The 26083-nt window shown below is 40.4% G+C and carries 23 protein-coding genes; 5 read left to right on the top strand and 18 right to left on the bottom strand.

Going from position 1 to position 26083, the window contains the following annotated elements; genetic code table 11:
* Window positions 1-25 precede the first annotated feature (25 nt).
* The 13 genes from chrA to QQK05_RS00200 all read right to left on the bottom strand — a co-directional run bounded on the left by chrA (window position 26) and on the right by QQK05_RS00200 (window position 13674).
* Window positions 26-1189, bottom strand: a complete 1164-nt coding sequence (gene chrA, locus QQK05_RS00260) for a chromate efflux transporter (protein WP_284295332.1) — start codon at window positions 1187-1189, stop codon at window positions 26-28.
* A gap of 88 nt (window positions 1190-1277) precedes the next feature.
* Window positions 1278-2516: a hypothetical protein gene (locus QQK05_RS00255; RefSeq protein WP_284295331.1), complete on the bottom strand. Its 1239-nt coding sequence runs from the start codon at window positions 2514-2516 to the stop codon at window positions 1278-1280.
* Window positions 2517-4859, bottom strand: a complete 2343-nt coding sequence (locus QQK05_RS00250) for a bifunctional diguanylate cyclase/phosphodiesterase (protein ID WP_284295330.1) — start codon at window positions 4857-4859, stop codon at window positions 2517-2519.
* Window positions 4860-4865: 6 nt separating this feature from the next.
* Complete coding sequence (locus QQK05_RS00245; protein ID WP_284295329.1) at window positions 4866-5540, bottom strand: hypothetical protein; 675 nt, start codon at window positions 5538-5540, stop codon at window positions 4866-4868.
* Between the two features lie 420 nt (window positions 5541-5960).
* Complete coding sequence (locus QQK05_RS00240; protein WP_284295328.1) at window positions 5961-6431, bottom strand: hypothetical protein; 471 nt, start codon at window positions 6429-6431, stop codon at window positions 5961-5963.
* Window positions 6432-6666: 235 nt separating this feature from the next.
* On the bottom strand, window positions 6667-7947 hold the full coding sequence (locus tag QQK05_RS00235; RefSeq protein WP_284295327.1) for an ATP-binding protein: 1281 nt from the start codon (window positions 7945-7947) through the stop codon (window positions 6667-6669).
* 3 nt (window positions 7948-7950) lie between these two features.
* Window positions 7951-8688: a winged helix-turn-helix domain-containing protein gene (locus QQK05_RS00230; protein ID WP_284295326.1), complete on the bottom strand. Its 738-nt coding sequence runs from the start codon at window positions 8686-8688 to the stop codon at window positions 7951-7953.
* A 28-nt stretch (window positions 8689-8716) separates the two neighbouring features.
* Complete coding sequence (locus QQK05_RS00225) at window positions 8717-9892, bottom strand: serine hydrolase domain-containing protein (protein WP_284295325.1); 1176 nt, start codon at window positions 9890-9892, stop codon at window positions 8717-8719.
* Between the two features lie 191 nt (window positions 9893-10083).
* Window positions 10084-10506, bottom strand: coding sequence for a DUF3019 domain-containing protein (locus QQK05_RS00220; RefSeq protein WP_284295324.1), 423 nt, complete (start codon window positions 10504-10506; stop codon window positions 10084-10086).
* Window positions 10496-11299: a MipA/OmpV family protein gene (locus QQK05_RS00215; RefSeq protein WP_284295323.1), complete on the bottom strand. Its 804-nt coding sequence runs from the start codon at window positions 11297-11299 to the stop codon at window positions 10496-10498. The genes QQK05_RS00220 and QQK05_RS00215 overlap by 11 nt, the downstream gene beginning before the upstream one ends.
* Window positions 11300-11536: 237 nt before the next feature.
* Window positions 11537-12595 (bottom strand): acyltransferase family protein, encoded by a 1059-nt coding sequence (locus QQK05_RS00210; RefSeq protein ID WP_284295321.1) that lies wholly within the window; start codon window positions 12593-12595, stop codon window positions 11537-11539.
* Between the two features lie 81 nt (window positions 12596-12676).
* Complete coding sequence (locus tag QQK05_RS00205; RefSeq protein WP_284295320.1) at window positions 12677-13210, bottom strand: hypothetical protein; 534 nt, start codon at window positions 13208-13210, stop codon at window positions 12677-12679.
* A 53-nt stretch (window positions 13211-13263) separates the two neighbouring features.
* Complete coding sequence (locus tag QQK05_RS00200) at window positions 13264-13674, bottom strand: hypothetical protein (protein ID WP_284295319.1); 411 nt, start codon at window positions 13672-13674, stop codon at window positions 13264-13266.
* Between the two features lie 235 nt (window positions 13675-13909).
* Between QQK05_RS00200 and trhA the strand changes: the two genes are divergently transcribed.
* Window positions 13910-14572 (top strand): PAQR family membrane homeostasis protein TrhA, encoded by a 663-nt coding sequence (gene trhA, locus QQK05_RS00195; protein WP_284295318.1) that lies wholly within the window; start codon window positions 13910-13912, stop codon window positions 14570-14572.
* Here trhA and QQK05_RS00190 read toward each other — a convergent pair.
* Complete coding sequence (locus QQK05_RS00190) at window positions 14563-14721, bottom strand: DUF2986 domain-containing protein (protein ID WP_284295317.1); 159 nt, start codon at window positions 14719-14721, stop codon at window positions 14563-14565. The two genes, trhA and QQK05_RS00190, sit on opposite strands and share 10 nt — an antisense overlap.
* Window positions 14722-14751: 30 nt before the next feature.
* On the bottom strand, window positions 14752-15591 hold the full coding sequence (locus tag QQK05_RS00185; RefSeq protein WP_284295316.1) for an alpha/beta hydrolase: 840 nt from the start codon (window positions 15589-15591) through the stop codon (window positions 14752-14754).
* A gap of 143 nt (window positions 15592-15734) precedes the next feature.
* Here QQK05_RS00185 and QQK05_RS00180 point away from each other — a divergent pair, with 143 nt between their 5' ends.
* Both QQK05_RS00180 and QQK05_RS00175 read left to right on the top strand, forming a co-directional pair.
* A complete protein-coding gene (locus QQK05_RS00180) occupies window positions 15735-16361 on the top strand; it encodes an NAD(P)H-dependent oxidoreductase (protein WP_284295315.1) in 627 nt (208 codons plus the stop codon).
* Window positions 16358-18268, top strand: coding sequence for a cation:proton antiporter domain-containing protein (locus QQK05_RS00175; RefSeq protein WP_284295314.1), 1911 nt, complete (start codon window positions 16358-16360; stop codon window positions 18266-18268). The genes QQK05_RS00180 and QQK05_RS00175 overlap by 4 nt, the downstream gene beginning before the upstream one ends.
* Window positions 18269-18312: 44 nt before the next feature.
* Here the strand turns inward: QQK05_RS00175 and QQK05_RS00170 are convergent, their stop codons facing one another.
* Both QQK05_RS00170 and QQK05_RS00165 read right to left on the bottom strand, forming a co-directional pair.
* A complete protein-coding gene (locus QQK05_RS00170; protein WP_284295313.1) occupies window positions 18313-19434 on the bottom strand; it encodes an MBL fold metallo-hydrolase in 1122 nt (373 codons plus the stop codon).
* A 14-nt stretch (window positions 19435-19448) separates the two neighbouring features.
* Window positions 19449-20558 carry a serine hydrolase domain-containing protein gene (locus tag QQK05_RS00165; protein WP_284295312.1) on the bottom strand — a complete coding sequence of 370 codons (1110 nt, stop codon included), beginning with the start codon at window positions 20556-20558 and terminating at the stop codon, window positions 19449-19451.
* Window positions 20559-20845: 287 nt separating this feature from the next.
* On the opposite strand from QQK05_RS00165, the gene QQK05_RS00160 reads away from it, so the two are divergent.
* Together QQK05_RS00160 and QQK05_RS00155 are read left to right on the top strand one after the other, a co-directional pair.
* Window positions 20846-21721: an ABC transporter ATP-binding protein gene (locus QQK05_RS00160; protein WP_284295311.1), complete on the top strand. Its 876-nt coding sequence runs from the start codon at window positions 20846-20848 to the stop codon at window positions 21719-21721.
* Window positions 21722-21731: 10 nt separating this feature from the next.
* A complete protein-coding gene (locus tag QQK05_RS00155) occupies window positions 21732-25301 on the top strand; it encodes an ABC transporter permease/M1 family aminopeptidase (protein ID WP_284295310.1) in 3570 nt (1189 codons plus the stop codon).
* Window positions 25302-25360: 59 nt separating this feature from the next.
* On the opposite strand, the gene QQK05_RS00150 is transcribed toward QQK05_RS00155, so the two are convergent.
* A complete protein-coding gene (locus QQK05_RS00150) occupies window positions 25361-26059 on the bottom strand; it encodes a hypothetical protein (protein WP_284295309.1) in 699 nt (232 codons plus the stop codon).
* Window positions 26060-26083 lie beyond the last annotated feature (24 nt).

Here is a 26083-nt window from a genome sequence, read left to right as displayed (position 1 = left end):
GTTGCCTTTTTTATTGCTCAATATTTTAAAGCCATGTCATTAACGCACCCGCGATAGCAAAGCCCAGCACTAAGTAAACAATGGGGACCCTAACTTGCTTCAACAAAAAATAGCCTAAAATAACCACCGCCATATCATGTGCGTTTAACACCGCCGAGGTGAATAACGGCTGATACAAGGCACTAAACAACAAGCCTACCACGGCTGCATTGACACCTTGTATCGCTCCAGAGAGCTTAGGTATTTGCGCGATACTATTCCAGTGCTTTAGAAACGCTAACATCAATAGAAAACCAGGCAGAAATACCGCTAATGTAGCTACAAGTGCACCTAAAAGCGGCGTCGTAGGCGTTAAATGAAAGCCAAGAAATGTTGCTAAGGTGAACATTGGGCCAGGTACAGCTTGAGCAGCAGCATAACCCGTTAAAAAGGTGTCCGTTGAAATGCTATCTGATAACAATTCCTGCAGTAAAGGCAACACAACGTGACCACCACCAAAAACTAAACTTCCTGCATAGAAAAAATCTGCGGTTAACTGAGCAATATCGGCAGAAGACGCTAACAAAGGTAAACCAACAAATAACAAGACAAACAAGAAAAATGGTAGCCAACTTAACTTAAACGTTGCAGTATCGTTATCAGCATTTATGAGTGCTTGATGCGATAAATATTTTGCTCCCCACACGGCAGCGCCAGCAATCACCAACATTTGCGGTGCAATCCCTGACATGACCAGTAAAAATAGTGTCGAGATTACGGCTACTGATTTCGTTTTATGGCACGTACAAAAACTGTTGAACATGGTTAGTACGGCATCTGCAACCACAACAACGGCTAACAACTTTAACCCATGAACAACACCGAAGAAAAAGACATTATCTACCCAAATTTGACTCAAGCTTGCTAATAGCAGCATCAACACGACGGACGGTAAGGTAAATGCTATAAATGCCGTGAAAGCCCCGATAATTCCCGCTTTCTTGTAACCAAGCGCAAAACCAACCTGGCTAGAACCCGGACCAGGAAGAAACTGACTCAATGCGACTAATTGACCGTACTCTTGATGTGATAACCAACCAAGCTTCTGCACAAACTTTTGATTAAAGTAACCAATATGTGCCGCTGGGCCGCCAAAACTAATGAGACCCAAAGTAAAGAATTGAACAAAAATATCGAGGTATTGTTTCATACGATTCAACAACAAAACTGAAGTGTTCGAATTGTAGAAAATTACCTTCAAGAATTAAAGTGATTAGAACAGTAACCTGTCACTTAGATTAGAAATAGTGACGGTAAGAAAGTTGATATTGACGTTCTGTTAACTCTATTGGTTGATTTTGGTAGCGTCTCGACCAACGAGAGCTATCAACATGCGTGTATTCGCCGAGCACAAAGCTCTGCTTTGATAGTCTGTAACGATAAGCTAAGGCATAAGCATGACCCGATTCATTGTTGTTATCACCAATCGTTTGGTCGAGGTCATCGACGTTAAAATATTCAGCTCGCAGTGCAATGTGATGTTTACCCCAGAACTTTCTTAACATCAGATATTGACTGTTGAAGTCATTATTCACAACCTCAGTTAACTGTGGCGAATTCATCAAGGTGTTCCCCTGCATAAACTGGCCCATCAACTCCCAGGTTTTAGCAAATTTATACTTAAAACTCGCATGGCTAAACGCCGTCGTCCAAGTGTACTGCCCTTTTTCTACAATGCCTTTTTTTGCTTGGTTATCATAATAACCCGCTTGGACACGTAGTGTATTCTTGTAACGCCATTGCCCTGAAACGTTGAACCCCCAGCGGTGATCAAGTTCTATAAAAGGGTCAGAGTGTGCTGCTTGGTCAGCAAGCATACCTTCTCGTGCGGGAAATTGTTGTACAACAAGTCGCTCATGTAATAGCGTTTGACGACTGCCAACGGTCCAACCATGCCAGGTTAACATTGCACCAGCACTATCATTGTTTTGAAAGAGGTCGAGATCAACGATAAAGCTATGAGGTGAACGCGATTGTTTACCAAGCTTCTCTACGCTGAGGCCAAATCCTGAGTTTCGAATTTCTTCACCCAGCCAGTTGTTGATGGTGCTCGAGGTAATTGTATAAGGTGTTGACCACGCCGTGGCAATATTTTCGATACTAATGTGCGGGTAATATACCCCGGCTTTACCACTGATACGCCAGCCGTTCGCGTTTGGCAGTCCTTTGTATTGCAGGTATGCTTCTGTAATGCCAACCGCGGTATCGTTTTGATCGGCAAAGCCATTGCCAACTACCGTTGCTGACCAATTATTTTGCCAATCGACTTTATACTGCAAACCGAGTTGACCCAGTGCCAATTCGCTACCGGTATTAAATCGAAACTTTCCATAATCGCCAGCTAAATAACTATCTGCATTAGCATCACTAGTCACGTGCACAGCTCTTAAGTCAACAATACCTTTGAGTGACATTTCTGCACTTTGACTGTTGAATATACAAAGAGTTAACACTATCCCTATGAAAAGCTTGAGCATTTATCCCTCGATTATGTTGATTTTATACGGTGAGCTATCCATCCATTTAGTAAAAACATCAGCAGGCAAAGGCTTGCTAATAAAATATCCCTGTGCGAACTCACAATTTAGGCTCTTAAGCCATGTTAACGCAGTTTCGTCTTCAATACCTTCAGCGACAACAGATAGACCGAGATTATGCGCTAGCTCTAAAGTTGACCGTACAATGATTTGATCGCTTTCATTCGTTGCAACATTTTGCACAAATGAACGATCGACTTTTAGCTCTTGTACAGGTAATTGCTTGAGCTGACCGAGCGAAGAATAGCCCGTACCATAATCATCTATTGATAATTTAAAGCCATGACTGCGGAGGTAGTTCAATACTTTTGTCGCTTGTTCTGGCTCTTCAACAACGGCATCTTCGGTTACTTCTAGCGTAATCGCCTGATCGGACAATGCGTGTTGTTGCTTGAGCGCAATTACGTAATCTGGGTAATCGTGATCTAAAATATTCACCGCTGAGATATTTATCGCAATGTTAATATCAATGCCTTGCTTTTGCCACGTTAAATATTGATTAACCGCGGTTTTTGTAACCCAACGCGTTAATGCTGGCATTTGGCCAGTTTTTTCCGCAATACTGATAAAAGAATCAGGTGGAATTAATCCTCGTTCAGGATGTTGCCAGCGCACCAGTGCCTCAACATGAGAGATCACCATATCTTTCAGGTTTAGCTTGGGTTGATAATAAAGTACCAGCTCATCATTCTCGATGGCGTGCTTTAAGCTATTTGTCAGGAATAAGCGCTCGTGAGCGTTTATATCAAATTGAGGTTCATAGATCTGATAAACCCGCTTGTGATTTTTCGCGTACTGAAGTGCGACGTTACTTTTTTGCAATAACTCAGTCGGATTTTGACCTCGATGTAAATTTGCCAAAGCAACACCAGCAACAAACTGAAGGTTCAAGCTAATATTGTCAAACTGACATTGTATATTGAGCTCCTTCATCAAGTTTTCTAGCAACGGAGCAACTTCTTGCGCATCGGCGAGCAAAACAAAGTTTTCTCGACCCAAATGGAAACACGTTAACGATAAATTACTCTTTAATATTCTATTGGCAACTTGCATTACAACTTCATCACCAATTTTGTAACCTAAGGTATCCGTGATCTGTTCCGCGTCGAGATAGCACAATTGAATCACTAAATAATCTTGGTGTTCTTCTTCTCGCTTTGTTAACGCATTAATTAACGCATTGCGGTTAGGTAAATGAGTTAAGTCATCATGAAACGCCTGAAAACTAATGGTTTCTTCACGAGACACAATAGCTTTAGTCATTTGATTAAACTCGTCAGATAACTTTTGTAATTCAACACTACCGTCGACAGTGACACTGGCATCATAGTTACCAGCAGTAACACCTTTTACTTGTTGAATAAGTTGGCGAATGGGGTTTGTGACACCTTTAGCTATCGCTAGCGCGCCTAAAATAGATAAAGCAAGCGTTAGCGCACTGAGTAACACCAACCTTGGCCATTGAACACCAACCGTTTCAAGTACATCGGCTTTAGATCTGAATAACAGCGCGAATAATTGACTATCACCCACAGGGCCAATCAACGACTCCTGATAAATGTAATTTTGTTCTGTTTTCTTTATGAGGCCGGTGAATAAATCACTAGACGGTGGGTATTGCGCTGCAATTGAGCTAGACATCACCGTAAACTCACCACCTTTTTTCACAAAAAATGCAATATTGATGTCCGTTAATATCGCCATCTCTTGTGCTAGGTGTTGATCGATTAAATAACCAAACCCTATCCAGCCGATGGTTCTTGCACCGCTCTTAACTGGAGCTAAACTCAGCTGATATAGTTGATCACCCAATAAAATAATTTGAGAGTCGTCTTTTTCAACCAGCTCTTTCTTATTTGGAAATGACTTACCTTGTAAGTCACCTACTTTAACTTTCGTTTTACCGTCGTCAGTTTGATACGTCACAAGCTGAGCAAATACATTACCATCCTTGTCGATAGTCATAGCTAAGTCACTATCAATGCGCGTTCGGTGGTTATTAAGAGCAACTAAGACACTGCGCTGACCTTCTTGCCACACAGATTTCAGACCATAGTCTTTAGCGACGGTTTTGGCGAAGGCAGAAAGATAATAGCGACGAGAATCTATCTGACCTTGGAAGACATCCGTAGCCTTACTAATACTATGGTTGAGCTGAGTTGTATCAAGCTTTTTACTTGCTCGATATGTTGAAAAGAATGAAACGGATTGCACAACAAACAGTAAGAAAATAAATAAAATAAGAATCTTACTTTGTAAGCTGCGCACTCTTAAAAACTTCATATGAGATTAATAACCTTCGAGAAAATCAAACTCATCTTGCCCTACTTGCTCGGGAATGGGTAACAATTTTTTAGGTAACTTAATGACATGGCTCATATTATCAGCAGTTAACTCTAACAACGTAGAGACTCGATTAGCCTCAACATCTAGCTGAGGATGCCATACAGTAACATGATAACTGTCTTTAACAGGCAGTGTTACCGTTAGCTTTCCTTGTTCATCTGTTTTTCCAAAGACGGGCGTTTCAACGACTAAAGCGTAACCACTCATCCAGTCGTGAATATTACACCCCATTGCCACCTCTTCAGTCGACATTAATTCGTGCGTGGTCTTAGTCTCGCCCTCTTTAATTTTAAACTCAAAGCGGTTCTCACCAGATACAGAATAAATGTGGTGAGTAATATCATCTTTATTCACGAAATTGAGCGCCTGCCCTTTTTGCAATACAGTGATGTAAGGTGAAAACTTCTTATCTTTTTGATCAATAATTAACGGCTCAGTATTAGGTGCTAATTCTTCTACACCGGAGCTAGGCGTTAAATAAACAACAATATCACTCACGGGCTGTTGATCAGAGTCGACAACCGTAACAGTGAATTCATTCGCAGTAGCTGTAAGGCAAAAAACTAACGTAGCTACTGATCCTGCTAGCTGCCCTATTAATTTAGTTTTAACACTCATATTTACTTCAAACCATGCTGTACTTCAAAACAAAATGACACACGACAAAAAGAATTTCCATTCAATACAAACTTGCGAGCATCTAAAGTATAGAGCGGATAAACAAGAAAAATATTTCTTAAGTAAGATTATTTCTGCAGAGATCGACCAAAAAACAAGAAAAATGACCGTTAAATGACTACCCCAGAAAATATTTAAGACTAGAAAGAAAAAAGCCGATGATAAAATCATCGGCGGATTAGCTATGGGGAAAGCTAGAAAATATACAAATTATTACAACAGGTGTTCGCAAGGAACAAATGCATTATAGAGTAATTACTTTACCTTTGTAAAGTGATTACTCTAAAAAATTAAACATTTGTTTGAAATTTCATATTTAACGCACGTGTAGATCGCCAAAAACTATCAGAAATGCATTACTTAGTGGGAATAGGCGGATACCAAAATAGCCAGTGCTGAAGGCTCAGGAACAGAAACTGAATTACCACTCGGTACCACTGTAGTGGATAAAATGTTAATGTCAGGCCCCCAAGAAGAGTTAACAGAGCTACTTCTGTTGTTCCTAGTAAAATATGCATTGTCAGCTGAATTTACCCAACTTGTACCATTTGGAATCCACGTATTCGTTAATAGGTTAAAATCACCAAAGTCAGTTAAGTCAGAAACATTAGTTAAAAAATGACCAAAAGCAATTGAGCTCCAGTCAAAATCAGTCAATTCATCAAACGTTAATAAAGCATTATTGTCGATATCAACACCAGTAAAAGTACCTACTTCACTGTTGTAATTCGTAATTTGAAATTCAACCGTAATTAAATCTGCATTAGCATTTAAAGAAAGTAAAAGCGTCGCTAAAGCCGCTGCTTTAGAAAATAGTTTCATTAAACCCATGTGAAAGTCCTATTACCTTAAAAAATTAATAACATCATTTATTCGGGTAAAAAAATTAATATGCCAACAAATAAAAGGATATAAAATACAATAAATTAGATTGATTTCAGGCATAAGTACTCGATGCTTTGTAAATAATCTGGACAATAGTTGGGACAATAAAGTCTACCTAAAAATCAATGAGTTGAAACGAACTCAGCATGGCGCGACTCTAACAAAATATTTTCATTTTCGATTACTTGGTTATAGGGATGACTAACGTCAATTCCGCGCCCGAAAGCTTAGTTGAATTGCTGATACATAGCGATCCGTCATGCCAGTCGATTACGCGTTTAACAATCGCAAGGCCAACACCATGGCCTTTATGTTCAGCAGTAGAATTAGCGCCGCGAATGAAAGGTTTAGTAATTTGATTGCGTATATCGACAGGAATACCATTGCCATCATCACATACTGTAATAACCGCTGAATTATCTTGGGTGGTTAACTGTATTGAAACCAATCCATTACCGTAGTTGATAGCATTTTGAATGACATTATTTAGTGCCATTTTCAGATAATGTTGATCAGCAAGCACCGTTGCTGGGGCCTTACATTCAAAGGTTATCTGCACACCGTCATGATGTTTGTTGTCTATGCATTCATTAATCACATCAACCAGTGCGATTTTTGTTTTATCAAGGGCTAATGTTTGCTGCTCAAGCCTCGCAAAATTGAGTAGTGCCTCAACTAAAGACGTCATTTCATCAACATCTTTGCCTAGCTTGTGCTGAAGACGCGCTCGTTGTTGCTCATCTTCCACTTCGGTCAACGTATCAATACCAAATCGAATTCTTGCCAGTGGCGTCCTTAAATCGTGAGAGACAGCAGTACTTAACAGCTTAACGTCGTCCATCAAACTATTGATACGCTTTGCCATTTGATTAAACTCAATTTCAATATCGCGAATGTAAGAGGTTGATTTACTGGTTATTAAAGTATCAAGCTGTCCATTTCCAAATGCTTTTGCCGCTCTTCGTAAACGCGAAAGTTGCTGGAGTAAGGGGTAGGCCCACATCAGGAAAAGAACAATCAGAAGCACATAGAATGACAACGTAAGTAAATATTGCTCTAACGTATATTCATTGAGCTGACTCAGTCGAGGCGACTCAACAATCAGTACTTGATTTTTATCTTCGAGGAAATAATGAAACAGCTGCATACTTTCTGTTTCCAGAATGATTACCTCGCCTTGCGTTAATTGTTTTACAAGCGCTTGAGGCAATGCAGCATCAGACATGGATGCGATCGACAAACGATATTGACTATCACTAGGCCAATGTTGAAGTATCATTTCACCGTTTGGCGCATCGTTAATTGCAACGGACAAGTTCTGACCTATGCTTTCTGCAAGTTCAACGCTTGAAACAGGTCTACTATCACCTTGATATTGTTCATAAATGGTGTCAAAAAGCCAACCTAGGCTTATTGTTGCCAATAGGGCGACACCAGCGAGAGATATCAATAAATTACGCATGAACTACCAAGCACTTTTTACCAGTAAATAGCCTTTGCCCCACACCGTTTTAATGCGGTAAGGCTGACTTGGGTTATCTTTTAACTTTTTACGCAATTTAGACACAATTAAATCAACAGTACGGTCGAAACCATCATAATCAAAGCCTCGCAATGATTGCGTCAATTCATCACGCGTCACAGTATCCCCAGCCCTTTCAACGAGCAACCACAGGAGATCAAACTCATTTGTCGAAATATCAAGAAATTCATTGTCAAGCTCTACTGAACGAGCTTGCTTATCAACCGATAAATTACCGTAGCGAATGTTGTTTACATCACCCTTCAGCTCCATTGGCTCGGTCAACTTAGGGCGCAATGCACTTTGACGATCCAAATATTTTCGGATCTTAGTTGAAAGAACATTGGCTCTAAGTGGCTTGGTCAGGTAATCATCTGCACCCATTTCTAAACCAAGGACTTCATCAAGCTCTTCATCCCGTGCCGTCACCATGATAATCGTATTGGTGTAACTCGGACGAACCGCTTTAAGCACATCAATGCCGTCTAGCCCAGGCAGCATTCCGTCGAGAATAACCAAATCAGGATTATGCTCGATAATAAATGGAACCGCTAAATCTCCGCGACCAAGAACACTCACCTGATAATGTTTCAGTTCAAGATATTCTTTTATCCATTCTGCTAGGCTGACGTCATCTTCAACAATTAAGATGTGAGTGCAATTTTGAGTACTTGCTTCCATGGCTTTTATTTTTATTTTTGCTAACGTCCTACTTTAACTCATTTTCCAGAATAATTTGTATGACTTTATCAGTTTGCGCTTCACATTCAGCCGTTAAACCACAATTAAAGAAGGCAGTTATACTGGTTTGAGAATCTTTAATAAAAATATTCGCTGTTGTATAACCTGGCTCAACCCCACCGTGATGATAAATCGTCTTACCATTAACATTTTCTTTGAAAATACCTAAACCATATTCCGTTGTGGCATCAACTTGTACCACCGAGTTTTCATCAAAAAAGCGTGCTTGTACATCGTCAGAAAATACTGAATCCTCCGCAACTAAGTTCTTTAAAAGTAGCGCTAAGTCCTCAACATTCGCTCTCAAGGGAGCATCAGCTACCCCAATGTATTCGAAAAAGGGCTTAGTATCTAATACACCTACCGTTTCATCTTTAAAGTAACCAGAAATTATTTCTCCACGTTCTTTTTCAATGCCACCATAAAAGCTTTCATTCATGCCCAGTTGATCAAAAATACGATGTCGAACAGCGACAGAGTGGTGCTCACCAAGCACTTTATCAATAATTAATCCGACCAAAAGATAACCAGTATTTGAGTAGTTAAAAGCGTCACCTGGTAAAGAATAGGCTGGCTTATTTAACGCAAATGACAAGGCATATCGATCTAATTTCAACGTCATTGGATCAGAGCTTAACACCGCATTATAAAAAGCGTTGTCATTCGCATCATCAAGGTAATCAAAAACACCAGCCGTATGATTTAGCAACTGTCTTATTGTCATCGAGTCACTATTTTCTATTTGTTCGAGGATTTCTATGTCCAAAAACGTATTGATTCGGTCATCTAAATTCAATAAACCTTCTTGCTCCAACAGCACTGCCAACAATGCCGTAAGTTTTTTTCCTGCACTACCCGTTGGCATGACATGATAACTTTGCATTGGCTCTAACGTATCGGTATTTGTCACTCCTGCTGTGCCCAAGAACGTAAGGCCCTCTTTTTCAACGAATAACGCAATGCCCGGTATCGTTTCAGATATTGCGTTATCTATTGTTGCTTGATAATCGAATGGTGTTTCTACTGGTATCGGTTGTACCACAACCGGCGCACTACTTTTGTCGCTGCCACCACTGCAGCCAACGACTAGAGAAAGACATGCAAGGGTTGTAAATAATCCTGTTTTGTACCTTGATTTAGACATGAAGAAATCCTTATTAATTTATTTTATCCAACAACGAAGATGATAAAAAATTAGGATTTTCAATTGCGTATAAAAATATTCAAAAATGTAGCTTTTTGTAACACATGTTTTTTCAAAGCAATGAGCCAAAAAAAAAGCGCACTGATTTGAAATATCAGTGCGCTTTTATAGTGATAATGTCTACTCTGGTACTAGAAAATTCGCCATGAAGAGTGCGAGAATTTTTCCTTTTTATAAACCCAAGCAAGCGGCAACACAGTTGTTACAATCACTTTGTCTCCAGCATCATTGGTTAGCTTAAAGATGACGTCTTTCGACATTTCAACCTCTTGTGATAACTGACCTTTTTGGGTTGACGACCAACACTGGAGCGGCTCAGTTTGCTGCGAAGAGGAAACACAGTAATCACCAGTTTCTGGCGCTCGCCATGTAATATCGACATTAACAAAACAGACTTGATCTTGCTTTAAAGAAACACATTTTGTCGGTTTGATAATAAGCTCAGCTATCGACTCTTGTTGCTGCGCATGGGCAACTAAAAAAACACTTGAGAGGCTAAACAATCCGACCACTTTTACAAACAAACTCAAAATATTGGTGATTTTAGAAAACATACTTCACCACCAACGCTGCATCAATAACGGTATTTCCATCGACTAATGGACTGTCACTAATGCCCGATGGCAAAAGTGTTGTACGGACAAACGCTTCAAATACCCAATCTTCATTGATCGGATAACTTGTGCCTAATTGGCCAGTATATTCAAGCCCAGCTTCACCTCGATAATAAGGTAAGCCCTCTACTTCGTTAATTCCATAGAAATAATTAACAACATCTTCATTACGATACTCAATCCCTAAGCTGCCATAGAAGTTCCAATTATAATAAAGGTATTCTTGACTAAACCAAGCAGAAGCATACAAGCCACCATCTTGGTCGCCACTCGCGCCTGCAACAATCAATTTGATATGTGTATTGTCATAATCCCCTAATGCGCGTAGACCCAGCTTAGAGTGACTAACCCGTCGACTCACTCGGTTGGTAACGGGTAATTGATGGTCTAGGTCCCTATGGTTCATGGCCAATTGCAAATCATATGACCAATGTTCAGTATTTAGAAAGTTGTAACCCAAAGATAGAATGGTGGCCTGTTGTTTAGATGTACCGTGAGGGAACTCAACAAATAGACCGTACTTTTGGTATCGACCATTGATTAGCAAATCAAGGCCAGAATCGTCCTCATCATCATAAATAAACGGGTCTGACTGATGTCCCCACGCTATACCAATATCCAAATATGCACCATCTCGCACATTGCCCTCTTCGGCCAATGCTAGAGCAGGTACTAAAAAACCAACAAGACTTAGCACTTGAGCGGTTTTTTTAAAGCGCTTAAAAATATTCACGTTTCCTTCCAGTAAATGTAATTAATTGTCATTGAATGATAATGACCTCAATCTGACAAAGGCGTATTGGATTGTGGAAAACTGTATAAAAGTGTAGTTTCTTTTGGTGGCCAATCACTCAATAACATTGTCTAGCATAATTAGATTTTATATAAATTACATCTACTTAGTGCTTTTATAAGCAAATAAAGTAAGACATCAAACATACCTTAAAAGCGTAGAACTGGCATTTCACGTTCAAGCACCAATCAATATTCTTGAACGTTTTTTAAAGAGTTTCTTCATTGTCCATGCGACAGCAATGCTACCTATAATAGCGACGAGAAAACTCAAACTACCGTACAAAGCGATCGTGGCAACGGTCCGATTAACTTCAACACTTGAGCGGGCAAATTGGATAACAAATCCCATAAAAACAACATGCATGAAAAATATCGCAAACGCATAGCTACCCAGCGAGTTAAGCCATTGAGGTAATTTCATCTCTATTTTTGACAACCAATAGAGCATCAAAAGCGCAATAATGACCTTTTGAACATAAACCAGTGATTGCCGAATAGAGAACATGCCTGAGACTTGGTAATTATGATGGTACAACGCGTATAACGCGCAAGAGCAAACTATCATGGCCCAAACCAACCAAGCCCAATAACGTGAAACGAATGCTTTGACGTCTTCGTAATATTGGCCAACCACCATGCCAAGAAAGTAAGCACAAGCAAAATACACAAAGGACTGAACTTTTAAAAAATCCGGAAATGGACTTCGGGAAATCACGAGCGGTGCCAATAGTAGGCCCCAAACAATGAACTTGTGGCTCGTCGTGAGGTGCTTCAATAACGGTGTTAGCAAAAACAATACAGCAAGCACTGGAATATACCAAAAATGTATATCTGCTTTGCCAAATATCACGCTGTTTGCCGCTACCTTCATAAAACCGACTAACGAATTGTCGATGGATGCCTGTTGCGAAATGTATTGCCAATAGTATGCCGTTAGAAAGAGCGACATGACCAAGTATGGCGCAATAACGTACATCAATTTGCTACGATAAAAACTGCGCCAACTCTTCTGTTTAAGTACCAGACTAAATAACACTCCAGAAATTATCGCAAAGTATAAGGTTGAGCCGTGGAAAATAGTTTCGGTTAACCAAAATAACCAGGGGATAGCGTCATTGTTAAGTCCGCCAGTCCAGAAAATCATGAAAGACCATGCATGGGCACCAACGACATTTAAAATAGCGAAACCGCGGAACGCGTGAAGGTGTTGAATATAATTATTATCAGTTGTCATAGAGCAGTCCTTTGAATCTACATCCACTCTAGACTGTTTCTACTCAACCCTAAAAGTCACTGCATACGAATTCAGTGAATTTTATTTTAACGCTTTCTTTTTCTTGAATTTGTTTTCAATGATTTGCTTTTGGTATGCCATGAGTTCATTGAACGTTTCAATCGTGACCTGCTCTATCGGGGTTCGGTAACTAATATCCCTAAGCCACTCGATATTATAAGGACACTTTTCAATTAGCGCTTTCACATTATCAACAATATTCTCTTCACCTGTTTCATTGATACCGAAGTAAAAGAGTGCTTCAGCAAATTGAGTCGGCGTTAAACAGTAAATATCGCGTTGTGGCGATTCAATAAACTTTGCATCGTAAGCAGAAATCGCGAGATTCGATTGAGGACGAGGAAAATGCACGGTGTATCGACCATCCGACATGGTTTTTCCCGTCTTTGTCACAAAGTTATTTTGTTTGAAAAAGCTCGCAAGATAATTGCGTTGTCCGGGCGATAAAACGTCATAATCATTGCGTAAAAACCAATTGTCGTCATACACAGTAATTAACGGTAAATGGTCGACGCTATACAAATTTTTGTCATTATTGATTGTCAATGTGTCCATCGTTGGCCCTTCATAAACATTTAATCGTTATACGAAATCCAAACAACAATCGTCTACTTTGGCGAATAACCCATGCTTGCAAGCCAACTAACGGCTTCAGCCTCGTCGTGAAAAACACCTTTCGTAAATACCGGGTCTCGTTCTTGAACGATTTTAGCTGCGTACTTCTTAGTGATTCTTGATGCCCCCATAACATGTGCTGCATGAGTCAGCTTATTTTCAATGCACCAGAACAACAAAGGCTCCAATATTTTGTCGACACCCGGGACACCCATTTCCCAATCCGCCAAATAAACTAAATGCCCCCAATTGTTATTCGTTAAGGCTTCTGCTTCGAGTTTAAAGTCTTGGCAATATGCATGGGCGGTATCTTCATTCCACGCGCCTTTTAGCGTGGCGAACAGTATATTGTTTTGGCAACTGATACGATAATAGCCATGCATACATGCCTTACTTTCGCGCATTTTTCACCTCGTTAACAATGTCTTATCTGTTAAATTTAGTTAAAAACCCGTCAAGATGACAACTACGTTTTGTCACTAATTCACTGTTTCATGGTGATACGTAAAGTGCACAACGATCGTTTACAAGCGTTATAACTCTCGCCGAAATCGACGAAATACTGGTCAGACAACTTTAATTATTAAACGGTGGATGATAATATATTCAGCGTACACGTGTACGCCAAAGGGTTTAACTATGCAATCACCATCAACTCAATTGCCGGAAAATGAGCACGCGCCATACTCAGTCGCGGAAGAAATAGCGAATGCCGTAAGTCATGGTATTGGTGCACTGCTGAGCGTAGCAGGATTAACTTTACTTGTATTTTGGGCAACCTTAGAGGGTGATGTGTCTCGGATTGCGAGCTTCGCTATTTACGGTGCTAGCCTTGTCATTTTGTTTTTAGCCTCAACGCTCTACCATGCGATTGCCCATAGTAAAACGAAGAAGGTGCTTAAAACCTTAGACCATTGTGCAATTTACTTGCTAATCGCAGGCACTTACACACCATTAATGGCGGTCACGCTTCAAGGTACGTTAGGTTACAGTATGCTTGGCCTAATATGGAGCCTCGCGATTATTGGTATTTGGTTCAAAATCAAGTTTGGCACTCAATACAAGGTGGTTTCATTAATCACCTATTTAGGGATGGGCTTTATTTCACTCTTTGTGATTCATCACTTGTATCAAGCATTATCGTTAGGTGGAACGATTTTACTCGCTGTTGGTGGCGCTGTATATGCGTCAGGCGTCTACTTCTATGTACAAAAAAAGATCCCATTTAACCATGCTATCTGGCATGTTTTCGTACTAGGTGGCGCCAGTTGTCACTTTTTCATGATGGTGCATTACGTCTGATCTTCGGCATTTTGCTGCTCGGCTTGCTGTGCCATCTTTTCTCGCTCTGCTTTTGAGATATACCTAGGCTTATTGCTTTTATGCAGTTTGGCATTCTGCTTTTTTATTTTAGCTTTTAGTGTTTGCTTAACTTTCTTTTTCCGGTTCATTTAAATGTTATCAGTAAGACATTGATAGCACTATTTTATCAAACTCATTTGATCAATGCCTTGTTCAATTAACGCGAGACAATCTGTGGGCGACTCCAGCGGCATCAAGTGACCATAATTTTTGTCTTCTAAAAAATGACTGGTAGGGCTAACGCTTTGCCATGTTTGCCAGCTTTTTTGAGAAAAATATAACGATGGCTTACCCCGAATTGCTGTCGTTGGCATGGCAAGCTGCCCCAACTGCTTGTATAAACTTGGTGCCGTTGCATAATTTTTGGCTTCCCAAATTTTAGGAAACGCCAAACGATACGCATTTTCTTCATCATCAACCAAGCTATGCTCTGCCAACAGGGCTAAGTTATGATCATTAATACGCTTAAATACATGACGACGTCGACAATCGTCGTAAAACGCCTGCTTACTTTCCCAGTATGACGGTTTACCTACGGTAAACTTGATAGGTTGAATTCGTTTCTTCAATTTAAAAGGCGCTACTTTCAAGACGTTTGCCAAAAATGGAGAGGTCATTGCCGGCTCGATAAGAACAAGTTTTGAGAATAAGTCTGGTCGTTTCACTGCGGCAAATACTGTTGCAGTAGCGCCCATCGAATGACCAACCCCGATCACAGGTTGCTTTATCTTAGTTTCTATAAAGTGAATAAGGTCGTCGGCATAAATTTGCCAATGTAGCTTTTTGGGGACACTGACATGTGGCCATGTCGCCCTATTAAATAATGTCGAAACCGCATAATTTCGGGCGAGTGAACTCAATAACTCTTGATAACAGCCAGTCGGAAAACCATTAGCTCCGTAAAAATGAAGTGGTTCTCCCGATGCCGACCAATGTTGAAAATGCGTTCCTAATTCCATTTTGCTCACTTCAAACAGCTGTTTGATTCATCTTAATGCAATATGTATTAATAACAAACTAATTATGTTTTAACGAAAAATTAATTAACACTAATTCATAGAGTTACTAAACTGAATAAGAGTTAGCACAATGAGCACCCACGATGAATTCAAACGATAATAAAAAAATTCTATTACTCTTTGCCCACCCGTCAATGAACCGCTCTCAAGTCAACCAGCCTATGTTTGAGTTAGCAAAGTCACTCGACTTTGTTACTGCAGTTGATTTATATGCGGAATACCCAAGGTTTAATATTGATATTGATACCGAACAAAAACGATTGCGCGAGCATGACATCATTGTTTTTCAATTTCCTTTTTACTGGTATTCAACACCGTCGTTGCTCAAAGAGTGGCAAGATCTTGTTCTAGAATATGGCTTTGCATATGGCAGCGAGGGAAACGCTTTACACGGGAAAACCTTTATTTGCGCGTTAACCGCAGGTGGTAAAGAAGAAGCGTACCGTGCTCAAGGATATAATCATTTTACGGTACGAGAGCTACTGCAGCCGCTTGAACAAACGGCAACGTTAACCGGAATGAAGTACTTACCTCCTTTCACGTTATTTAGTTCACGTTCATACAAAGTTGCTGACGTGTTAGATAATCATCTCAACCAGTGGCGCTGCTTACTTGAAAAATTAAGCCGAACCGAGCTAGATCTAAGCAATATTAGTGACTTAACAACAATCAATGATCTGATCACTCCAACACAGGAGCCAGCAAAATGACTTATTACTTCATCCAAGCGTGTATTTATTTAGCCGCTGCCGTCGTGATTGTGCCGCTGGCAAAAAAATTGGGTTTAGGCTCAGTGTTAGGTTATCTAATTGCCGGAATTATTATTGGCCCAATTACAGGTTTAGTTGGCCAAGAAACTGTAACAATTCAGCATTTTGCTGAGTTTGGTGTAGTCATGATGTTGTTTCTAGTCGGCCTAGAGCTAGAGCCGAAAATGTTATGGCAAATGCGCAATAAACTACTAGGACTTGGCGGATTACAAGTATCAATTTCAACATTGGTTATCACGATAATTGCGTTAATGTTTGGCCAACCTTGGACGGTTGCGTTGGCGATCGGTTTGATTTTTTCATTATCGTCGACTGCAATTGTGCTGCAAACCTTTAATGAAAAAGGCTTAACTAAAACGGAGGGCGGTAAAAATGCCTTTTCTGTCCTCCTCATGCAAGATATTGCTGTGATTCCGATGCTCGCATTCATTCCAATGCTAGCGTTACCTGAGTTAGCCGAGGCAAGTGCTGCATTGCAAGCAAGTGCTGACCATCATGAAGAGCTCAGTTTGGTTGCAGGGTTGCCTTCTTGGGCTTATGCAATGGTGATAATTGGTGCAATTGGGGGTGTCATATTACTTGGCCATTTTGTCTCACGACCATTATTTCACTATGTTGCTAGCTCTGGATTACGCGAAGTCTTTGTTGCTACCGCGTTGTTACTTGTTGTTGGTATTGCTGCCTCGATGAGCCTAGTTGGTCTGTCGCCAGCACTTGGAACTTTCTTGGGCGGCGTTGTACTTGCGAACAGCGAATTTAGACATGAATTAGAATCTAATATAGAGCCATTCAAAGGATTATTACTTGGGTTATTTTTCATCACCGTTGGTGCCGGTATCAATTTTGGCGTTCTGGCCGATAATCTAGGCCTTATTTTAGCACTGACTGTAATGGTCATGTTCATCAAAGCATCTGTTTTATGGGGTCTAGCGATGACCTTTAAGATACAAAATAGTGACCGATGGTTGTTTTCATTAAGCTTGGCTCAAGCAGGTGAATTCGGTTTTGTTTTATTAAGCTTTGGCTTCCAAAATAACGTTATTCCAGCCGATATTGTTGGCATCCTACAGCTCGTTGTTGCGCTATCAATGTGCTCAACTCCAGTATTGTTCATTGTTTTTGAAAAAATCATATTACCCAAGTACCAGGCGAGCAGTAATGAGAAAAACTATGATGAAATTGATGAACAAGGCAAAGTTATCATTGCCGGTGCAGGACGTTTTGGGCAAATCATCAATCGATTACTCGTTGCCAATGGTGTTAAAACCGTCGTCTTAGATCATGAAGCCACCCAAGTTGAAAATATGCGTCAGATCCAAATAAAAACGTTTTTTGGAGACGCTACAAGGCCAGAATTACTCCATACAGCGGGCATTGATGACGCAAGTATGATTGTCGTCGCGATCGATAACAAAGATGAAGCTGTGACGCTTGTACATCATGTTAAACACAGCCACCCTAACGTAAAAATATTAGCGCGTGCCTTTGATAAAGGCCACGGCTATGAGTTAAAGCAAGCAGGTGCTGATGTCACGATTAACGAAACATACTTCTCCGCATTAAGCATGGGTGGAGTCGCATTAACTGAATTAGGCTTTCATCCATTTAGTGTTGAACAAAAGAAATCAACGTTTTGTAAAACAGAAGATATGGCCTCAGAAAAGCTCTATCAAAGCTGGCAACAAAGAGATGAGGGAGACAGGTATAGCACCGACTATCGAACGTTATTCATCGAGTTAGAAGATGTAATAAAACATGCGATGACGAAAGATAGAATGGATAAACATAATAGTGATGAGCGCGGTTGGACGCCACCACCTATTAATTATGAGAGTAAATTCGATTAATTGATTCGTCTTAGGCGATGGTTAGATTAAGATCTTGGTGGCTACTATTTATAACCCAGCCACCAAGATTTCTTAGGATAATCATCGACGCGAAAGACTTGGCCAATAACAGGCGTAGTCACCTCAACATTTGCTTCGCGAGCGGCCTTTTTAATGCGTTCTACAGGCTCTGTCCAACGATGCCTCGCTAAGTCATATTTGCCCCAGTGAATCGGCAACACTAGCCCAGCATTTAAATCTATTGCAGCTTGCACAGCCTGCTCAGGGAACATATGAATTTGCGCCCAATCTTGGTTATATGCACCATCTTCTAAAAATGCGATATCAAATGGACCAAATTGCTGACCTATTTTAGCGAACTCAGGAGAATAACCACCGTCGCCACTAAAATATATCGTTTGAACTGAGCTCTTGACGACCCATGACCCCCAAAGCGTTTTGAATCGATCGGTTAAACCTCTACCACTAAAATGCCGCGATGGTGTCAACACAACAGTTAACGGACCAAACGCCTTCGACTCATACCAGTCAAGTTCAACTATTTTATTATCAGCGATGCCCCAACGCTGAAGGTGCGCTTTTACACCCAGTGGTACGAGATACTGACCGACTTTATCGTCTATCTCTAAAAGTGTTTCATTATCTAGATGGTCATAGTGATCATGTGAAATTAAAACAATATCAAGGTTAGGTAAATCACTCGCTACAATTGGCACCTCTTGCGCAAAGGGCTTGCCACCAAAAAAAACAGGTGAAGCTCGATGCAACACAGGATCAGTCATAATAGTCAATTCATCTTGCTTGAACACCACACTTGAATGGCCTAACCACACATAGTCGCCATTGTTCAGGCTAACCAATTGTTCTGCTGGTAGTGGCTTGCGGGGGTTTTTATCTGGTGGAGGGATCAATAAATCAAGCAATGTCGCCCATAGGGTTTGCGAGGCGTCATTTGGCGTGGCAACTTGAGTCGGGACTAAATTAACAAAGATATCACCATTGAAATTAGCAGAGCGGTTTATTTTATTTTGACTTTGCGCATCTGGCGTCCCACCAAAGATAGGCGCCCAGCTTACATAAGCCAATGAAATCGCTACAATCAATAAAATAATCACAACAAATGCAATGAGTAATTTACCGATTAGCTTAAACCAGTTTAAAACCATTTTTACCTACTTATTTACGGCGCTGCTGTACTTGAAGCTCGTTGTTTTGTTTGTCTTGCTTTATCCACAATACTCTGCCAAAAGCTAGCAGAAATTTTACTGATCGCATTGGACTCAGCATTCATTAAAATCGCGAAGCCAATATCTAAATCCGGCATATAACCAATATCAGCTCTAAAGCCTTGAACCCATCCGCCGTGGTAGATCAAATCGTGATTTTCGATGGAATATATACGCCAGCCATAACCATAATGAGCGTCGGTTAGAAACTCTCTCCAATATCGGCGTTTTAAGTCTTTTTTGGTTCGAATAAATGGGGTCGTGACTCGATCAAGTAACTCAGGCGAGAGTACTGTTGGGTTATAGCCCATATTCGCACTTAACCACTTTGCCATATCTGTAATACTTGCATTAACACCCGCGGCAGCAGGCACTTTATAAAAGTCACTATTAACCTTAACGCGCTTCCATGAGTACTTCATACGTCGTTTACCGTCAGCGCCTTTTCGACCAACAGGTTTTCGACTCATTAAAATATGAGGCTGAGCACTATTATTCTCTGTTAGGAATGCTTGATAGCCAACACTGGCTTGATCCATCTTGAGCGGAGAGAAAATTCTTTGATCTAAAACAGTCGCGTATGACTGCGGCTGACTACTTTCAACAACATCTTGTAAAAAGCCATATAAAATATTTTGATAGCCGTAACATTTTGCAGGCTTACAAATCGGTGATAAGCGATCGAATCGCTTAACTATTTTATTCATACTCCAGTTTTCATGTAACAAATTATCGTACGTATTCGGCAGTAAACCACTAGAATGGCTTAATAAATGATGCACTTTAATGTGCTGCGCTTGGTCAGTGTTTTTCAAAGCAAAATCTGGAATGAATTGTGTGACAGGCGCTTGTAAATTGACCTTTCCTTCCAGTGCTAATTGAGCTGTAACGGTTGCTGCAAAAGGTTTTGAAACAGACGCTAAACGAAAAACTGTCGTGGGCGTAATTTCTTGTTTACCGTTTTTTTCTGTATGACCAAATGTTTCAAGCGCTTTGATCTCACCGTTTTGGACAATCACATAAGCCGCACCTGGAATACTTTGTTCCCTTAATATTTTTGCCACATCTTTGGTGAAGGCTAAATTGAAAGATTCTATCGGCTGAGCATAGCTCGTAGATCCCCCGAAAATAACGGCGCTCAAAAAAACTAACAGATGGGAAATATAGAAAAAACGAAACAAAAGTTAATATCCAATCAATAAAATGTACGAGAACTATTGTACCTCGTGTCAAAGACAACTTCGAATACTTCAAGTCATCGGAGCTATGTCACTTGTAAAACAAGGTGTTACATGGCATAAATTAACAACTCATTAACAACAATTAAAGAAATAACAAAGGAATAATAATAATGCTTAAAATCGAGGGATTATCCAAAACTTACGATAATGGCGTTAAAGCACTTAACAACGTCAACTTAGAAATCCCAAAGGGCATGTATGGCTTATTGGGACCAAACGGCGCAGGAAAGTCTTCATTAATGCGCACGATTTCAACGCTACAAGATGCTGATGCTGGTTCGATTACCTTCGACGGTATCGACGTTTTCGCTAACCCACAAGACATGCGCAAGCGTTTAGGTTACTTACCACAAGACTTTGGTGTTTACCCTCGCATTTCAGCATACGACTTACTCGACCATATGGCGATTTTAAAGGGCTTAGATAATAAAGCGCAACGTAAAGAAGCCGTTGATGGTTTATTAGCACACACCAATTTGTATCAACATAGAACGAAAGCAGTTAGTGGCTTTTCAGGTGGTATGCGCCAGCGTTTTGGTATAGCTCAAGCGCTTTTAGGTGACCCTGATTTACTTGTTGTTGATGAACCAACCGCTGGTCTAGATCCAGAGGAAAGAAACCGCTTCCATAACTTACTGGTCAGTTTAGGCCAAGAAAAAGTCATTATTTTATCGACACATATTGTTGAAGATGTATCGGAACTTTGTCCTAACATGGCCGTATTAGCGTCGGGCCAAATATTGTTAGAAGGCAACCCAATCGAATTGACAAATCAGTTAAATGGACAGATTTGGCGTAAAACAGTTAGCCAACAAGAGGCATTAGAAATAGAACAAAATATGACGGTCATTTCAAAACGATTATTTGCCGGTCAAACAATTGTTCATGTATTAGCTGATAGTGCGCCAGAAGGGTTTGATACAACGCCAGCGAACTTAGAAGACGTTTATTTCTCAACGTTGCATTCACACAGAAATGCTGCATAAGGGGTTATAAATGTTTTCAAAAATGTTTCTCTTTGAATGGCGATATTTAGTGCGCCAGCCCTCGTTTATTGTAACGAGTACTATATTCTTTTTGCTCACCTTTTTTGCAACGGTCAGTGATAGTGTTCAAATTGGCGGTGGTGGTAACGTGCTTTATAACGGCCCGTTCTCAATCACACAAACCATCTGCATCATGTTGTTGTTTTCGATGTTCTTAGTGGTGAACTTTGTTGCGAGCACCGCAACGCGAAATGAAACATCGGGCATGTCGGAAATTTTATATAGTAAGCCAATTAACCCAGTAAGCTATCAATTAGGTCGCTTTATGGGCTCTTTTGCGACGGTTGCAACCGTATTCGCGTTTGTACCGTTAGGCATTTTACTTGGTTGCTTAATTGGTGGCGTAACCGGTTGGGTTGACGAAGAACGACTCGGTCCAACAAACCTGTCTTACTATTTCAATGCATATTTTTACCTAGCAATTCCAACATTGTTAGTCATGTCTTGTATGTTCTATGCCTTCGCTAACAAGTTTAAGTCTATGATGGGCGCATACTTGGTGGCTGTCGCATTATTCATCTTATACAGTGTTGCAGGTAGCTTATTATCAGACCCTGCTTACCGAACTGCCGTTGCCCTACTCGACCCGTTTGGCTGGCGCACATTTGGTGAGGTAACGCGCTACTGGACGATGTTCGATAAGAACAATACAGAAGTAGAGCTTACGGGTATCTTATTACAAAACCGTATTTTATGGCTTGTTGTAGGTGTGGTGATTCTAGCCGCATTTGGTGGTTTCACTCGCAAAGTAACCTTATCTAACAAACCGCAAAAAGATAAGAAAACCAAGGACGAGAATTGGCAGCAATTTCTTACCAATCAAATTGACTACAAAAACCAAGGCATAAATACCACGGCTCATTTGTGGCTACGTATTAAATTTGAAATTCGACAAGTTGTCTTTAGCGCACCTTTCTTAATTTTAAGTGTGTTAACTGTCTTTTCTTTAATCGGTCCACTTGTAGATCCTGATGGCGTATTCGGCACGCCAAACTGGCCTGTTACACAAGCAATGGTAAGCCTAATCTTTAACGCAACGGGTTTATTAATGCTGATCATAATCACGTACTACAGTGCTGAAGTTGTTTGGCGTGAGCGTAATTCAGGTATGGGCGATATGATTGACGCGCTTCCTGTAAACAATATTACCTTCTGGTTATCGAAATTGATTGCACTGACATTAGTGATGGCAATTCTGTACGTTATTGGCGCCGTAGTTACAATGATCAATCAAATGGTTTTGGGCTACTTTAACTTTGAGTTAGGTCAGTATGCGGTTCGCTTAGGCTATATCAGCTTAGTGCCACTTGTGATGTCTGTGGTGCTTGCCTTCTTCTTACAGGTGATTAGCCCAAATAAATACGTGGGCATGTTGTTATTCGTCCTATTTATTATTTCATCATTAGTATTGAGCAACTTTGGCTTTAGCCACCGTATGTTCCAATTTGGTGCGGCACCTAACGTTCCTTATTCGGATATTAACACTTACGGCCACTTCATGACTGCCCACAACTGGTACATGCTATATTGGGGTGGCTTATGTATTGCGCTAAGTGCAATGACCTATGGCTTATGGCACCGTGGCCCATCACAACCACTAAAATCACGCCTTAAGTTAATGCCATATTACATGGGCGCATCAGGTAAGCTTGCGACAGTTGTTGGCCTGATTATCTTTATCGGTGCCGGTAGCTATATTCACTACAATACGCGTGTACTGAATGAATATGTTATTCAAGACGACCGTTTAGATGCTCAAGGTGACTACGAGAAAACTTATGGGGAATTTAAAGAAGATCAAATTCCAACCATTACAAAAACTCATGCAAAAGTAGACATATACCCTTCCGAGCGTCGTATAGAAGCCGTTGCGGAAATCACGGTTGAAAACAAGTCGAACGAGCCAATTAAGAAATTCTTAATCAGCAAACCATCTCATTCAACTGCATGGGAAGTCGCAATTGATGGTGGCAAAAGTCATGGTTATGAAAAGCGCTTCCGTACAGCTTGGTTTGAATTCGACGAAGCATTACAACCAGGCGAAACGCGCTCAGGTACACTAACAGTCACTCGAGATCATGAAGGCTTTAGTGATGGTGGTGAAGACTACTCACTTGTTGAGAATGGTACTTTTATCAATAACTTCGCGCTATTCCCTGCTTTTGGTTATCGAGAAGATTGGCAAATCAGAGATAAACATGAGCGTAAGAAACGCGATCTAGAAAAACTACAACGTGCGCATAAACTAGAAGAAAGCCAGTACTACAATGAAAGCTTCTTCGGTAAAGGCGTTGGCTTTATTGATTTTGAAGCGACGATTTCAACGTCAGAAGATCAGTTTGCAATTGCACCTGGCTACCTGCAAAGCGAAGAAGTTGTCGATGGTCGTCGTATTTATCACTATAAGATGAATGCACCAATCAAAAACTTTTACTCGATTATGTCAGCTAACTTAGCCGCAAAGAAAACTGAGTATAAAGGTATTGATATCGAGATTTACTATCACCCAGATCATCACATGAACGTTGATCGCATGATCGAGTCAGTGCAAGATTCAATTGACTATTTCTCACAAGCATTTGGTCCATACCAACACCAGCAAATGCGAATTATTGAGTTTCCAGGCTACCGCTCTTTTGCGCAAAGTTTCGCAAATACCGTGCCTTACTCAGAGAATATAGGCTTTATTACTGACCTTCGAGACCCTGAGAATGTTGATACTGTTTACTATGTAACGGCCCACGAAGTTGCTCACCAGTGGTGGGGACATCAAGTTGGCGCAGCCAATGTACAAGGTAGCGCAATTATTTCGGAAAGCTTATCTCAGTATGCCGCTTTAATGGTGTTAGAGAAGAAATATGGTTCTGAAAAGCTACGTAAATTCTTAAAATACGAGCTAGATCGCTACTTACGTGGTCGTTCTCGCGAAGATATTGAAGAAATGCCATTCATGCGCAGCGAAGGTCAACAATACATCCATTACAACAAAGGCTCTGTTGTTATGATGTCGATTAGAGACCGTTTAGGTGAAGAGCGCTTGAACAATGCACTATCAGCATTCTTAAAAGAGTTTAAGTTCCAAAGTACACCTTACCCAACGACGCTTGATTTAATGGCGTACATTAACCAAGGAGCAACGGAGCGTGAGCAGGCATTTGTTTCTGGGTTATTCGAGCACATTACTTTGTACGACTTAAAGACTAAAGACGTACAAGTAACAGAACTTGATGATGGTAAATTTGAAGTCAATATTACGATTGATGCCGGTTTACTGCGTGCCGATGGTCAAGGTATGGAAACGCCAGAAGACTTTGTTGATATGATTGATATTGGTTTATTTAGCGAAGACCCTGAAGATCTATCAGCAGAAAACACGGTTCAATATCTTGAGAAGCATGAACTTAAAACGGGTGAAAATATCATTACACTCGTTGTCGATCAAAAGCCTAAATTCGTTGGTGTTGATCCATTTGTAAAACTAATTGATAGAGACAGTGCCGATAATATTTATCGCTTGTAGCCTTCATTAGTTAATAAAAAAGGTCAGCATTACGCTGACCTTTTTTGTTTGTCATCACATCAAGATTTAAAACGCTTTATAGCGGTTGCAATAAATTGCCAGCAGGTTATTGGCATAATCACGAAAAGCGCAATTCCTTTGTCAAAGTCTGGGTTGGCATGGCAATAGTACGCAATTTCTTTTTTATTATTATTTTTAAACTGTGCTATTTCTGTCTCGGAATAATTAGTTTTTCGGCCAGCATCTACTAAGCAAGTACGCTGCGCATAAGCGCTAAATAACCCTTGAGGATTAAATTGCTTGAATAAAGATTCTGTTTCAGTTGGCATATCGTTTGATGGATAAACAATTGCAACATGCTTCGCCATTGCTCTATACATCGCAGGACTGAGCATGGTATCCGCATAATAAATTGACGTGAAAGGGTGTCTAAGTTTTAATTTCGCAACCTGCGACAAACTAAAGTCAAACGTATTGCCACCTTGACGATATTCTGGAAAAAACGCCGCGGAGGCTCGCACAAGAATTACGCCATGCTGTTTGTGCAGCGTCAATAAACAATAACCGACAACCTTTTCATGCGCGAAATAAAGTCTCAATTTCCGATCAAAAGCATTTGTATCACTAAAGTACTTATCAAAGTATACCTTCGCATCAACATCGCAAAAGCTTTCGGCAATTAATGGAAGTAATTGCGCTTTTTCATTTGTGCCAATCCAGTTACCTTGTTGGCTATAGTCCTTTTGTATTAACTTCATTGAGTATTCATCACATTTGTTCGT

The sequence above is a fragment of the Thalassotalea loyana genome, from assembly GCF_030161435.1.
Lineage (GTDB): Bacteria > Pseudomonadota > Gammaproteobacteria > Enterobacterales > Alteromonadaceae > Thalassotalea_G > Thalassotalea_G loyana.
Note: the sequence above shows the minus strand (reverse complement) of the source record. Positions and strands in the feature narration are given on the sequence as shown.